The sequence below is a fragment of the Ensifer sp. LC11 genome (assembly GCF_001695835.1).
Classification (GTDB): domain Bacteria; phylum Pseudomonadota; class Alphaproteobacteria; order Rhizobiales; family Rhizobiaceae; genus Ensifer.
In genome coordinates this window covers 246,904-260,495 of sequence record NZ_MBSO01000045.1, presented here as the reverse complement: position 1 = coordinate 260,495, position 13,592 = coordinate 246,904, and the positions used below count along the sequence as shown (strand labels likewise).

The window sequence follows — 13,592 nt, the reverse complement described above, 5'->3', positions numbered from 1 at the left end:
TAAAACCTCCGTTCTATGTCTCGGCCAGCCTAGCGGTCCAAGCACGGAGGTCTCTCAAGGAAGATGTAGAACTCGTCCAGTCCTCCACCGGAGGTGGAGGTTTACTTGCTTACAACAAACGAAAGGGCCGGCAACAAAGCCGGCCCTTTCGTCATTCTTGTCCCAAACATCAGACCGCGCCCGCGAAGGTGTCGCAGGCCGTCATCTTGCCGCTGTCGAAGCCGCGCTTGAACCAGCGCATGCGCTGTTCCGACGTTCCGTGATTGAAGCTCTCGGGAACGACGTAGCCCTGCATGCGCTTCTGCAGCGTGTCGTCGCCGATCTGGGTGGCGGCGTTCAGTGCCTCTTCGAGGTCACCCTGCTCCAGCAAGCCCTTCTGCTCGGTATATTTGCCCCAGACGCCGGCGAAACAATCGGCCTGCAGCTCGACGCGGACCGACATCTGATTGGCCTCGGTCTCGCTCATCGACTGGCGCATCTGGTTGAATTTCGGCAGCACGCCGATCAGGTTCTGAACGTGATGGCCAACTTCGTGCGCGACCACATAGGCCTGGGCGAAATCGCCTGACGCATCGAACTTCTGTGCGAGCTCGTCGAAGAAGCTCATGTCGAGATAAACCTTGCGGTCGCCGGGGCAGTAGAACGGTCCCGAAGCCGCAGAGGCAAAGCCGCAGGCAGAGCGTACCTGGCCGCGGAAAAGCACCATCTTCGGCTCTTCGTATTGCTTGCCGCTCGCCTGGAAGATGCCGTTCCAGGTGTCCTCGGTCTCGGCGAGCACCGTCGCCATGAAGGACTTCATTTCTTCTTCCTGGGCCGAACCGCGCGGTGCCGGCGAGCCGTCGCTCTGCTCGAAGCCAGGCATCTGCACCTGGCCGCCGCCACCCTCCAGCACTTGCAGCATATCGATGCCCATGGCCCTCAGGATGAAGTAAAGAACGACCAGGAAGATGATGGTGCCGAAACTCATGCCACCGCCGGCACGCCGCATGCCGCCTCCGCCGCTCGGCAGGCGGAAGCCTCCGCCGCGACCGAACGGGTTGCCGCCACTCGGGCTCGCGCCGCGCTGGTCTTCGATATTGTCGGATTGGCGGCGGCCTTTCCATTCCATGATCAGTCCTCCCGGCATGGGTCGATAGGGTGTATCGGTCAGATCATTTATATGCCCGGCCGAATGCAGTTGTAAAACGCAATCAGGGCAGCAAGGTTGCGGTCATGCTGATCTTTTCGGGGGTTTGCCGCGACAGAAGATGCGACCTTCAAGCAGCCGCTATCGCCTGCCAACTGCCGCTGCATAACGATCCTGCTTCGCAATAGACGCGAAGTAAGCGGCAGCCGTCATCTCGCATCCACCGGCCGCCGGCGAGGTCAAAGTGCTGGCGATCCCCAATCCCGCCGGACAACTGAGGCGCTGATTTGGTCCCGGTGCCGTGAGCATGCAGCAGAGGATGCGCAAATATGCCGGGTTCTTGTCGATTCCGGAATTTTCGGGGTTTCGCTTGCAGATACATTTGCCTATAAGCCGCTTCTAGCCTGAAAAGACCATCAATGCGTGCCCGGCCGGTGACCTCCCACTTTGGCCGGTTTTTCGCGCAGCTAGAAACGGATGACCGACCATGCCGAAGCGCCAAGATATCAAGTCCATTCTTATCATCGGCGCGGGGCCGATCGTCATCGGTCAGGCATGCGAGTTCGACTATTCCGGCACCCAGGCCTGTAAGGCGCTGAAGGAGGAAGGCTACCGGGTCATCCTCGTCAACTCCAATCCCGCGACGATCATGACCGATCCGGGCCTGGCGGACGCCACCTACGTCGAACCCATTACCCCGGAAGTCGTTGCCAAGATCATCGCCAAGGAACGCCCGGACGCGCTGCTGCCGACCATGGGCGGCCAGACGGCACTCAATACGGCGCTGTCGCTGCGTCGCATGGGTGTGCTCGAGCGCTACAACGTCGAGATGATCGGCGCAAAGCCGGACGCGATCGACAAGGCCGAGGACCGCGCCCTCTTCCGCGAAGCCATGGCCAAGATCGGCCTGGAAACGCCGAAGTCGCGGCTCGCCAACGCCACCGACATCAAGGATCACGATCGCAAGGTGCATGAGGCCGAGCGCGCCGAGCTGAAGGGCCGGCTTTCCGGTGCAGAACTCGACAAGGCGCTCGACGAACTGGAAAACCAGTGGAACCTCGGCGAAGGCGATCGCAAGCAGCGCTACATGAACCATGCAATGGCGATCGCCGCGCAGGCGCTCGATGATGTCGGCCTGCCGGCGATCATTCGCCCGTCCTTCACGCTCGGCGGCACGGGCGGCGGCATCGCCTACAACCGCACCGAATTCTTCGACATCGTCGGCAGCGGCCTCGATGCGTCCCCGACCACTGAAGTGCTGATCGAAGAATCAGTTCTCGGCTGGAAGGAATACGAGATGGAAGTCGTCCGCGACACGGCGGACAACTGCATCATCATCTGCTCGATCGAGAACATCGACCCGATGGGCGTGCACACGGGTGATTCGATCACCGTTGCGCCGGCGCTGACGCTGACGGACAAGGAATACCAGATCATGCGCAACGCCTCGATCGCGGTTCTGCGCGAGATCGGGGTTGAGACCGGCGGCTCGAACGTCCAGTTCGCCGTCAATCCAGAGAACGGCCGCCTGGTCGTCATCGAAATGAACCCGCGCGTATCGCGCTCCTCGGCGCTTGCCTCCAAGGCGACCGGTTTCCCGATCGCCAAGATCGCCGCGAAGCTTGCGATCGGCTACACGCTCGACGAACTCGACAACGATATCACCGGGGGCGCAACGCCGGCATCCTTCGAACCGTCGATCGACTATGTCGTCACCAAGATCCCGCGCTTCGCCTTCGAGAAGTTCCCGGGCGCCTCGCCGGTTCTGACCACCGCAATGAAGTCGGTCGGCGAAGTCATGGCCATCGGCCGCACCTTTGCCGAATCGCTGCAGAAGGCGCTGCGTGGCCTCGAGACCGGCCTCACCGGCCTCGATGAAATCGAAATTCCTAATATGGACGAGAACGGCGATGGCAGTAACGCCATTCGCGCCGCGATCGGCACGCCGACGCCGGACCGCCTTCGCATGGTTGCCCAGGCACTGCGCCTCGGCATGAGCGAGACAGACGTCCACGAGGCGAGCAAGATCGACCCGTGGTTCATCGCCCAGTTCAAGGCGATCGTCGACATGGAAGCGCGTATCCGCGAGCATGGCCTGCCTGCCGACGCCGAGAACCTCCGCATGCTGAAGGCCATGGGCTTCTCCGACGCGCGCCTCGCCACGCTCGGCGGCAAGCGCCCGAAGGAAGTGGCGGAACTGCGCAATGCGCTGAACGTTCGCCCGGTCTACAAGCGCATCGATACCTGCGCCGCCGAGTTCGCCTCGCCGACCGCCTACATGTACTCGACCTACGAGACGCCGTTTGTTGGCGCAGCGCGTTCCGAAGCAGAGGTTTCCGACCGCAAGAAGGTCGTCATCCTTGGTGGCGGTCCGAACCGCATCGGCCAGGGTATCGAGTTCGACTATTGCTGCTGCCATGCCGCCTTCGCACTGAAGGATGCGGGCTACGAAGCGATCATGATCAACTGCAACCCGGAGACGGTTTCGACCGACTACGACACCTCCGACCGCCTCTACTTCGAGCCGCTGACGGCCGAGGACGTGATCGAGATCATGCGCGCCGAACAGGAGAAGGGCGAACTCGTCGGCGTCATCGTGCAGTTCGGCGGGCAGACACCGCTGAAGCTCGCTGAAGCGCTGGAAAAGAACGGTATCCCGATCCTCGGCACCGCACCCGACGCGATCGACCTTGCCGAAGACCGCGACCGTTTCCAGAAGCTTCTGATGAAGCTCGACCTCAACCAGCCGAACAACGGCATTGCCTACTCGGTCGAGCAGGCCCGCCTCGTTGCTGCCGAGATCGGCTTCCCGCTGGTCGTGCGCCCGTCCTACGTTCTCGGCGGCCGCGCGATGCAGATCATCCACTCGGAAAGCATGCTGCAGTCCTATCTGCTCGACACGGTTCCGGGCCTCGTTCCTGAGGACATCAAGCAGCGCTACCCCAACGACAAGACCGGCCAGATCAATACGCTGCTCGGCAAGAACCCGCTGCTGTTCGACAGCTACCTGACCAACGCCACGGAAGTGGACGTCGACTGCCTGTGCGACGGCAAGGACGTTTTTGTCTCGGGCATCATGGAGCACATCGAGGAAGCCGGCATCCACTCGGGCGACAGCGCCTGCTCGCTGCCGGTGCACACGCTCGACACGGCCATGGTCGACGAACTCGAGCGCCAGACGGCAGCCCTTGCCAAGGCGCTCAATGTCGGCGGCCTCATGAACGTGCAGTTCGCCATCAAGGACGGCACCATCTACGTGCTCGAAGTCAACCCGCGCGCCTCGCGTACAGTCCCGTTCGTCGCCAAGACGATCGGCGCGCCGATCGCCAAGATCGCCGCCCGCGTCATGGCCGGCGAAACGCTCGACGTCGCGATCGCCGCCTACGGCGAAAAGCCGGATCCGCGCAACCTCAAGCACATCGCCGTCAAGGAAGCGGTCTTCCCATTCGCGCGCTTCCCCGGTGTCGACACGCTGCTCGGCCCCGAAATGCGCTCGACGGGCGAAGTCATCGGCCTCGACACCGACTATGCGCTGGCCTTCGCCAAGTCGCAGCTCGGCGCCGGCGTTGACCTGCCGCGCGACGGAACGGTGTTCGTTTCGGTGCGCGACGAGGACAAGACCCGGGTGCTTCCGGCGATCCGTATCCTGGTCGACATTGGCTTCAAGGTCATGGCGACGGGCGGCACGGCCCGCTTCCTCGGCGAAAACGGCATCACCGCGACTAAGGTCAACAAGGTCCAGGAGGGCCGGCCGCACGTCGAGGACGCGATCCGCAACCGTCATGTCCAGCTCGTCATCAACACCACCGACGGCAACAAGGCGATTTCGGACTCGAAATCGCTGCGCCGCGCGACGCTGATGCAGAAGGTGCCTTACTACACGACCATGGCCGGCGCAGAAGCCGCCGCACATGCGATCAAGGCGCTGAAGGCCGGCAGCCTGGAAGTGCGCCCGCTGCAGAGCTACTTCAAGGCTTAAGGGCGATTACGGCGCGCGAGGGCCTCGCGCGCCGCCTCTGCCGCAAGCCTTGAGTTCAGGGCCTCTGCCCCCTGCGCTGAACGCCGCATGAACGGTTGGTTCAGCCTGTATTCCTCTACCTCATGCTTTGATGCGCCTGCGCACACAGAGATCGGAGCCTTCTCCGGCGGGTGCGCTATGGGGCAAGATCGTGCAACTCTATTTTTTCGATTTGCATTGGGGCGACGAACACTTCGTCGATGAAGACGGTATCAGTCATTTCGATGAGGGCTCGGCCCTCTACTACGGCCAGCGCATCGCGGACAAGATTGGCCGCGATGCCGACTACGGCTCCCTGAAGGTCCAGGTTTTCAACAGCGAACACAGGCTACTGGCGACGATCGTCCCTTCGATCGGCCGCGGCCGTGAACAACGGGCGCTGCTCGGCCGCCGCCAGATCGGAACGCCGCTCCGCGCCGCTGCCTAAAGCGACACGCTCTGCCGGCCGCCCAAGCGCTTCTCCGCCAGTCGGACGGTTCTCACCCCGAAAAAGACCGATGCCGTCGAGATCAGGCAAGCGACGACGAAGACGGCAAGCAGCGCCCCGTGGATCGTCGCAACGCTCGCTTTTTCGTCGAAGCCGCGCAGATTTGCCGTCAGCCCACAGATGGCGGCGCCGATGGCGTAGCCCGCCGATTGCAAGGTCGGCAGAAGTGCCGAGGTCTTGTCCCGCTCGCCGCGCGGCGAGACGTCCATCATCAACTGGCTGAGCGTTCCCCAGGAGATGCCGAAGCCGGCGCCAACCACGATCTGGCTCGGGAAGACCAGCCGGAACTCGTCGGCTGCGATCGCGAATGTCAGGCCGGCCAGTCCGAGGCTGAGAAGCGCCGGTCCAGCCGGCACTAGTTTCACGCGCAGATTGTGCGAACGCATGCTGGCGACGAGGATTGCGGTCGCGCTCCAGGATATCGCCATCAAGGCGGCGGAAAAGCCGGCTGCCGTCGGACTGAAGTTCCATACGTGTTGAAGGCCGTAGATGAGGTAGACCGAGCCGGATGCCTGCGCCAGCGGCATCATCAGCACGACCCAAAGGCCGGTACCAAGCGGTTTGGTTACCGCGAAGGCGCCGATCGGCAAGATCGAATGCTCGGCCCGGCGGTCGGTCTCGACTGCCGCCCACAGGATCGTCAGCGCCGTTGCCAGCGCGGCCACCATCAACGGCACGCTGGAGGCCGTATTCGAAACCGATATCAGCAATATGCCGGCGCCGACGATCACTAGCCGCATCAGTGGAATGGGGCGTGACTTTTCGCTCGATGCGGTTTGCGCCGGAACGATGGCGAGCACCAGGCCAACAAATAGTGCTGCGGCCGGAATGTTGACACCGAATGCTGCCCGCCATGACCAGTGTTCGGTGAGGAAGCCGGATATCAGCGGGCCACCAAAGGCAGCTGTCGCCCAGACGATGGCTTCGGCCCCAAAAATCTTCGGCACCAGCCGCGGCGGAAAGAGCTCCGGGATCAGTGCGTAACAGACCGCAGCGATAATCCCTTCGCCGAATCCTTGGAAAACCCTGCCGGCGAGCACTTGCGGCATGCTGTTTGCGGTCGTTGCAATGAAGGTGCCTGCGACGAAGACGGCAGCGGCGGCGATCAGCGTGCCGCGTGCGCCGAACCGCGCCTTGAGATTGGCGGCCACTGCGCCGCCGAGGATGGCAAAGACGAGGTACAGTGTGACCGCCCATGAAAGCAGCGTTGCGCCGCCGAATTCCTCAACCGCCGTCGGCAGCGCCGTCGAAACAAAGAACTCATTGAACGCAAAGAGCGCGACCCCGAGGCAGAGCGTGACTGTTGCCACCAGATAGTCTGGCCGGAGCAATTCACTCCAGCGGCCATCCTCTTGCGGCTGCGTTTCGCCCATGCCCGCCTCGTCGTCATCTTTCGCCAGAACCATAGGCTGCCGTTCCCTCGTTGATATTTGCAGGAACACCACTGCTACAGCCTCAACCGCAGTTGAGGTAAAGCGCTTTCTTTCGAACTTGCCAGCTGTTGGCCTCCCCCACAAGTTGCAAGCGGTTTGCAGCGTTCCGTGGACGACGGCGAAATATCTGGCTTTCGCGCTTCCGTTTCTGCTATAACGAGGGTTCGAAGTTTCGGACGGTTCCGGTGCTCACGCGCCGGAGACCGTTTTCTTTTGCGTTGGCGCCGCCCAAAGGGCGGCGCCTCGTGCTTAATGAAGGACAATGAAATGGTCGAAAAAGTGCCGATGACACAGGGTGGATTCGTCAACCTGCAGGAGGAGCTGCGCTGGCGCCAGCAGGAAGAACGACCACGAATCATCGAGGCGATTGCCGAAGCCCGTGCACATGGCGACCTGTCGGAAAATGCCGAATACCATGCCGCCAAGGAGGCGCAGAGCCACAACGAAGGCCGGGTCACCGAGCTCGAGGACTTGATCGCACGCGCGGAAGTCATTGATCTCACGAAGATGTCCGGTTCCAAGATCAAGTTCGGCGCCAAGGTCAAGCTGGTCGACGAAGACACCGAGGAAGAAAAGACCTATCAGATCGTCGGCGACCAGGAAGCCGACGTAAAGGCGGGCCGCATCTCGATCTCGTCGCCGATCGCGCGCGCGCTGATCGGCAAGGAAGTCGGCGATTCCATCGAAGTGAACGCGCCGGGCGGCTCCAAGGCCTACGAAATCCTCGCCGTCAACTGGGGCTGATCAGCCGCAGCAGGGGCGAAGCCTCCCTTCGCCCCGTTTCTCCATTCAAAAAACGATCGTTGCTCGCGCAAGGAGTGCGCTTACGTGGCCGATATCCGGAACGTCGAGGTCATCGCTCCCAATTTCAAGCGCCGCCTCTCGGGCGTGACGTCCACCATCATTCAACTGATACCGATCCAGCGAGCGCTCGGCGAGAAGATCGCCGTGCTTGGGACCGGCCTGCCCGACACCCTGCCCTCGATCCGTTTCCGCGACCTTCTGCGCCTGTGGAGCGCTCCCGACGGAAGGCCCTGTCGCGTCTGGCACGCACGCAGGAACGTCGAAATGCTGCCGGCTATCCTGTTGCGCGATGTCTTGCGGATGAAGTTGAAGATCGTCTTCACTTCCGCCTCGCAGCGGCGCCACACCGGCTGGAGCAAATTCCTGATCTCCAGGATGGATGCGGTGATCGCGACGAGCGGCAAGACCGCCGCCTATCTCGAAGTGCCGAACACGGTCATCCTGCACGGCATCGACACGAAACGCTTCCAGCCGCCGGCGGATGTGGTCGCTGCCAAGGCAGCACTCGGGCTCGATCCCACGCAGAAATATGTCGGTTGTTTCGGACGCGTGCGGCATCAGAAGGGAACCGATCTCTTCGTCGACAGCATGATCGCGCTTCTGCCCTGCCGGCCCGGCTGGAGCGCCATCGTTGCCGGGCGAGCGACCGGACCGCATGTCACATTCGAGAACGAACTGAAGGAACGCGTTGCGAAGGCGGGCCTAGGCGACCGCATCCGCTTCGTCGGCGAGCACACCAACATACCCGACTGGTACCGCGCGCTTGACCTCTTCGTCGCGCCGCAACGCTGGGAAGGTTTTGGGCTGACACCGCTCGAAGCGATGGCCACGGGCGTTCCTGTGGTGGCGACCGACGTTGGCGCGTTTTCCGAACTGGTCGTCGTTGGCGATCAGGAAACCGGAACGGTCATTCCGGCCAACGATCTGCAGGCGATGGTGGAAGCGACGGCCGGCTTGCTGGATGATGACCAGCGCCGGAGGACTGCCGGGGCCAACGGCCTGGGGCTTACGCGCGCCTCCTTCGCCATCGAGGGCGAAGCCCGCGCAATCAACGCCGTCTACGAGCGGCTGATGCGCTCCTGACCGTCAGGTTGAAAGCCTTTCACACGCGCCAGCACGTGGATTTTAGAGCGTCTTTCCGCATCCAGTCGTTTTACGTGAGCGCGCGCTCCTGAGTGGCAGCGAGCCTCAGGCCTCTTCGGCAGCACCCTCACCGCTTCGACGCGAAGAGCTTCATATAGGCGTCGGTAATCGCTTGCTTGGAGAACTGGCCCATCAGGGTCTCGTGACCACGCTCAGCCAGGCGCGCGCCAAGCGCTGAATCGTTGGCGATGCGGTCGATCGCCTGGGCGAAACCATCGGCATCGCCAATATCGACCATCAAGCCATTCTCACCGTCGCGCATGAACCACTGCGGTCCCTCCGAGCGGCTGGAAACCACCGGCGTTCCTTGCGCCCAGGCCTCAAGCACGACGTTGCCGAGCGGCTCGTGGCTCGATGCCATGACGAAAATATCCGAAGCGGCGAGGAACGGCCGCGTATCCTTCTGCCACCCGGCGAAGCGAACCCGTTTCACGACACCGAGATCGGAAGCGAGCTTCTCGAGGTTTTCGCGCTCCTCGCCATCTCCAACCAGCCAGAGATAGGCGTCCGGCACCTTGGCGAGAGCCTGGATCAACGTATGAAAGCCCTTGCGGGGAACGAAACGCCCCATCGACATGATCACCGGCGCGTTTTCAGGCGTGTCGAGCGTGGCCCGGCTGATCGGGGTGACGCGTTCGGTGCCGGTGAAGTTCGAGATGACTTCAACATCGCGCTTCCAGCCGAGCTTGCGCACATGCTCGGCAATCCCGGGCGTGTTGCAAACGAGGCAATCGGTGTTCCTGAAATAGTCGAGCCGCAGCGGGTAATCGCCAAGCCTGGAGATCTTGATGCAGCCCTTGTAATTCGGCAGCAGCCGGCTTGCGCGCGGCATCCAGGCAAACAACGCATCCGGCTTCTCGCGTCGCGCCATGCTGCTGACCTTGAGCGGCAGCAGGATGCGATCGAGCGACAGGTTACGGAAGTTGCTTTCGATGATGCGCGTTGCCCCCTCAATGTCCTTCTTCCAGATGCGCCCGTGCCGGATGACCGACGTCTGGTCGACGCCTCGTTCGCCGAGCGCGTTCACCAGATGAACGAAGAAGCGCTCTGCGCCACCGTCCTTGCCGAAATGAAAGTGCATGATTTTCATGGGAACTTCACGGCCTGCTGCGTTGCCGATCCATGTCGTCATGGTTCGGACGGCGCTTGAGCGCGTGCCTCTGATAGATCTTGGCAGCGGTGAGGAAAGCGTACACGGCTCCCGTCATCGCCTCAATGAAGCCCGGAAAACCGCAGCGCCACAGGCCGTTGCGGAAATAGAGGCGGAGGAAATAGAGCGGCGGGCTGAACAGCATCTTGTAGGGGCGCGCCGACTTGCCGGCCGCGAACTGCTGGTCTGCCTTCAAGGTGGAATACTTGTTTTCCTTGAGGATCTGCTCGTCGATAATCAATGGCCGATAATGCAGCAGGCTGCCTTTGCGCGCGGCGCCGACTGCGCCGTCCGGCACAATGCCCTCATGGACCTTCTGATTAAGGTCATAGCGTCCCCTGCCGTTGCGGATCAGCCGCAGGTTTCGCCGTTCGTGTGCACGCTCGGGAGTATAGCCATAGCCGATCAGATAGGGTCGGCGCGCGACACGCCAGCCGACCGTCTCCGGCGACGCTTCGAGCAGGGACGGCAGCAGCGCCTTCAGCGGCTCGTCCAGACGCTCGTCGGAATCGATGTTGAGGCACCAGGCCTGCGTGCATTGGTCGAGGGCAAATTGCTTCTGCCCGGCATAGCCCCGCCACGGTTCGTGCAGGAAGCGGATCGGCCAGCCCTTGTCGATGTAGGATTGCACGAGTGCCGGCGTTCCGTCGGTCGAGCCGGAATCGACGATGACGATTTCCGCGCACTGCCCGAGGCTCTCGATGCAATTGCCGAGATAGGCCTCTTCGTTCTGGCAAATGATGAAGGCGGAAAGCGGAAGTTTGTTCATGATGCCCCTAGATCTGCACGAGCCCGATGTCTTTGACCTGACGAATGGTCAACATCGTGCGCACCGTGTCGACGCGTTCGTTGGCCGTCAGCACTTCGATGACGAAATCCTGGAACGTCGTCAGGTTTTCGGCGACACAATGCAGCAGGAAATCGCTTTCGCCGGATACCGTCCAGGCTTGCCGGACGATCTGCCATTCGGCAGTGGCGGCCGCGAAAGCTTTGAGATCGGCCTCCGACTGACGCTTGAGGCCCACCATGCAGAAAGCGACCAGATCGAAGCCGAGGGCCGGTGCGTTCAAAAGTGCGTGGTAGCCCTTGATGACACCGGTTTCTTCAAGCTTGCGCACACGCCTCAGACATGGCGGTGCGGAGATGCCGACCCTTTGGGCGAGATCCACATTGGTCATCCGGCCATCACGCTGGAGCTCGCGAAGGATCTTGAGATCGATCGCGTCGAGCTCGACTTGTTTCGTCATGAACATTCGTCCTTTTTGCGTGGCGACATTGCAAGCTGCGCAAGTCGAAGCAGGAATATCTGAATTACCGCATTGCCTGACGCCGTGACGTCACGCAGCCGGTTTCGTCAGAATTGCCATGTAGTTGATCGGCAGACCCTTGTCGGTATAGCGCTTGCGGATATCCGCGTAGCGGGCAAATGGCGACACAAATCGGGCAGCCAGGCCGAAGAGCTGGAAGAGCACGAGGAGGAACACGCCCGTGATGCCGCCGCCATATCCTGCAGGCGTCTTCGGAAACCGGCCGCGCATATGGCGCAGCTGATGGGCGACGGTTGCGAGGAACCCTTCAAGCCAGCGGATTTCGCCAGCCTCGAAGCCCGTCTGTTCGAAGAGATAGCGCAAGCCAAACTGGGTGTAGCGATAGTAGTCGTAGGGCTGTTCGTGCTCCGGATAGTAGAGCGGAGCGGAGAAGAACATCTTGCCTCCGGGCTTGAGGACCCGGTACAGCTCCTGCAGAACCAGCTTCGGTTCCGGAAGGTGTTCCATCACCTGTGTAAAGACCACGGCATCGAAGCGCGCGTCCTCGACCGGAATGGATCTGAGGTCGCAGACATAGGTGCTCGGTCTGTATTTTTTTTCGACCTGCTCGAAGTCGGCGCTTTCGTAGCGTTGCTTCGCGAATTTCGAGGCGTAGGTTTGTGACCCGGCGCCCGCGTCGAGAACAAGGCAGCCTTCCGGTAGCGAATTGCCAAACGCGGTGAGTTCGCGGTCGAGCCACACGCGGCTTGCATTTAACCTCATACTCTATCTCCAGCAAAGTGAATCCGCGTGAAATATCGCCAAACCCGCTGGACAACAAGCAGTCGCGCCGACTATTCGCGGGAAAATGGCTTCGCCGGCGCGCGAACAAGCGTAAATCGAACAGGACGGGATCACGCATCGGGGATGCGAGCCCGATCCCCACGTGCTGCGGCCAGGACAGGTTGCACCGAGTGCCGGTTGGAGCTGGTGCACAAACGCGTCATCTGGTGGCAAAACTAGGCTTGGCGCTCAAGCACTTGTGTGTATCACGGCGGACGCCCTTGAAAGTCGTGGTAGGGAATACCTAAACTATGGAACTATTTCCCATTGACGCAATGGAATCGGACGAGAGCGTTCCCTCTCCCCGTGAACGAAGGACAAGACTATGACTGCCCGTCACGTGAAAGTGCTGATCATCGGCTCCGGCCCGGCTGGCTATACGGCTGCCATCTATACGGCGCGCGCCATGCTTGAGCCCGTGCTGATCGCCGGCTTGGAGCAAGGCGGCCAGTTGATGATCACCACCGACGTGGAGAACTATCCGGGTTATGCCGACCCGGTGCAGGGCCCGTGGATGATGGAGCAGATGCTGAAGCAGGCGACCCATGTCGGCGCCGAGATCGTCAACGATCTCGTGACCGATGTCGATCTTTCGACCCGCCCCTTCCGTGTCAAGACCGACAGCGGTAACGACTGGACGGCTGACGCCCTGATCATCGCGACCGGCGCCAAGGCGAAATGGCTCGGCATCGAGACCGAACAGACTTTCATGGGCTTCGGCGTATCGGCCTGCGCCACTTGCGACGGATTCTTCTACCGCAACAAGGACGTCATCGTCGTCGGCGGCGGCAACTCGGCCGTGGAAGAGGCACTGTATCTCTCCAATCTCGCCAAGACCGTGACCGTCGTTCACCGCCGCGATTCCTTCCGCGCTGAGAAGATCCTGCAGGAGCGCCTGTTCGCCAAGCCCAACGTCAAGGTGATCTGGGACCACGAGGTCGTCGAATATCTTGGGACGCCCGCAAAGCCGCCGATGCCGGCATCGGTCAACGGCGTGAAGCTGCGCAACACGAAGACCGGCGAGACCGCGGACATGGTCACCGACGGCGTGTTCGTCGCGATCGGCCACGCGCCGGCCGTCGAATTGTTCAAAGGCAAGCTTCGACAGAAGTCCAACGGCTATCTCTGGACCGCGGCTGATTCGACTGCGACCGACGTTCCCGGCGTTTTCGCTGCCGGCGACGTGACGGACGACATCTATCGTCAGGCGGTGACTGCGGCCGGCATGGGTTGCATGGCAGCGCTCGAAGCCGAGAAATACCTGGCGGGTCATATGCCCGTCGCAATTGCAGCCGAATAGAAGCTGCGAATCGGGGCGGATGCCTTAAGGCACCTCCCCGA

At 61.8% G+C, this 13,592-nt stretch carries 11 protein-coding genes; 5 read left to right on the top strand and 6 right to left on the bottom strand.

What is annotated here, in order from left to right; all coding sequences use genetic code 11:
- Positions 1 to 169 precede the first annotated feature (169 nt).
- A complete protein-coding gene (locus tag BBX50_RS25225; protein ID WP_065778020.1) occupies positions 170 to 1,108 on the bottom strand; it encodes a neutral zinc metallopeptidase in 939 nt (312 codons plus the stop codon).
- A gap of 505 nt (positions 1,109 to 1,613) precedes the next feature.
- Between BBX50_RS25225 and carB the strand changes: the two genes are divergently transcribed.
- Complete coding sequence (gene carB, locus BBX50_RS25220; protein WP_065778019.1) at positions 1,614 to 5,105, top strand: carbamoyl-phosphate synthase large subunit; 3,492 nt, start codon at positions 1,614 to 1,616, stop codon at positions 5,103 to 5,105.
- 130 nt (positions 5,106 to 5,235) lie between these two features.
- On the top strand, positions 5,236 to 5,571 hold the full coding sequence (locus BBX50_RS25215) for a hypothetical protein (RefSeq protein WP_065778018.1): 336 nt from the start codon (positions 5,236 to 5,238) through the stop codon (positions 5,569 to 5,571).
- Here BBX50_RS25215 and BBX50_RS25210 read toward each other — a convergent pair.
- A complete protein-coding gene (locus BBX50_RS25210) occupies positions 5,568 to 7,037 on the bottom strand; it encodes an MFS transporter (protein ID WP_139108439.1) in 1,470 nt (489 codons plus the stop codon). The two genes, BBX50_RS25215 and BBX50_RS25210, sit on opposite strands and share 4 nt — an antisense overlap.
- A gap of 294 nt (positions 7,038 to 7,331) precedes the next feature.
- Here BBX50_RS25210 and greA point away from each other — a divergent pair, with 294 nt between their 5' ends.
- Both greA and BBX50_RS25200 read left to right on the top strand, forming a co-directional pair.
- On the top strand, positions 7,332 to 7,808 hold the full coding sequence (gene greA, locus BBX50_RS25205) for a transcription elongation factor GreA (protein WP_065778017.1): 477 nt from the start codon (positions 7,332 to 7,334) through the stop codon (positions 7,806 to 7,808).
- 84 nt (positions 7,809 to 7,892) lie between these two features.
- The gene (locus tag BBX50_RS25200; protein ID WP_065778016.1) at positions 7,893 to 8,951 is read left to right on the top strand and encodes a glycosyltransferase family 4 protein; all 1,059 of its coding nucleotides are present in this window, start codon (positions 7,893 to 7,895) and stop codon (positions 8,949 to 8,951) included.
- Between the two features lie 127 nt (positions 8,952 to 9,078).
- On the opposite strand, the gene BBX50_RS25195 is transcribed toward BBX50_RS25200, so the two are convergent.
- From BBX50_RS25195 to BBX50_RS25180, 4 genes are all read right to left on the bottom strand, one after another.
- A complete protein-coding gene (locus tag BBX50_RS25195; RefSeq protein ID WP_065778015.1) occupies positions 9,079 to 10,101 on the bottom strand; it encodes a glycosyltransferase in 1,023 nt (340 codons plus the stop codon).
- 7 nt (positions 10,102 to 10,108) lie between these two features.
- Positions 10,109 to 10,933: a glycosyltransferase family 2 protein gene (locus BBX50_RS25190; RefSeq protein WP_139108438.1), complete on the bottom strand. Its 825-nt coding sequence runs from the start codon at positions 10,931 to 10,933 to the stop codon at positions 10,109 to 10,111.
- A 4-nt stretch (positions 10,934 to 10,937) separates the two neighbouring features.
- Entirely contained in the window at positions 10,938 to 11,408 is a 471-nt protein-coding gene (locus BBX50_RS25185; protein WP_043614306.1) for an Lrp/AsnC family transcriptional regulator, read from the bottom strand.
- Positions 11,409 to 11,498: 90 nt separating this feature from the next.
- A complete protein-coding gene (locus BBX50_RS25180) occupies positions 11,499 to 12,191 on the bottom strand; it encodes a class I SAM-dependent methyltransferase (RefSeq protein ID WP_083213799.1) in 693 nt (230 codons plus the stop codon).
- A gap of 385 nt (positions 12,192 to 12,576) precedes the next feature.
- On the opposite strand from BBX50_RS25180, the gene trxB reads away from it, so the two are divergent.
- Positions 12,577 to 13,551, top strand: coding sequence for a thioredoxin-disulfide reductase (gene trxB / locus BBX50_RS25175; RefSeq protein WP_065778012.1), 975 nt, complete (start codon positions 12,577 to 12,579; stop codon positions 13,549 to 13,551).
- Positions 13,552 to 13,592 lie beyond the last annotated feature (41 nt).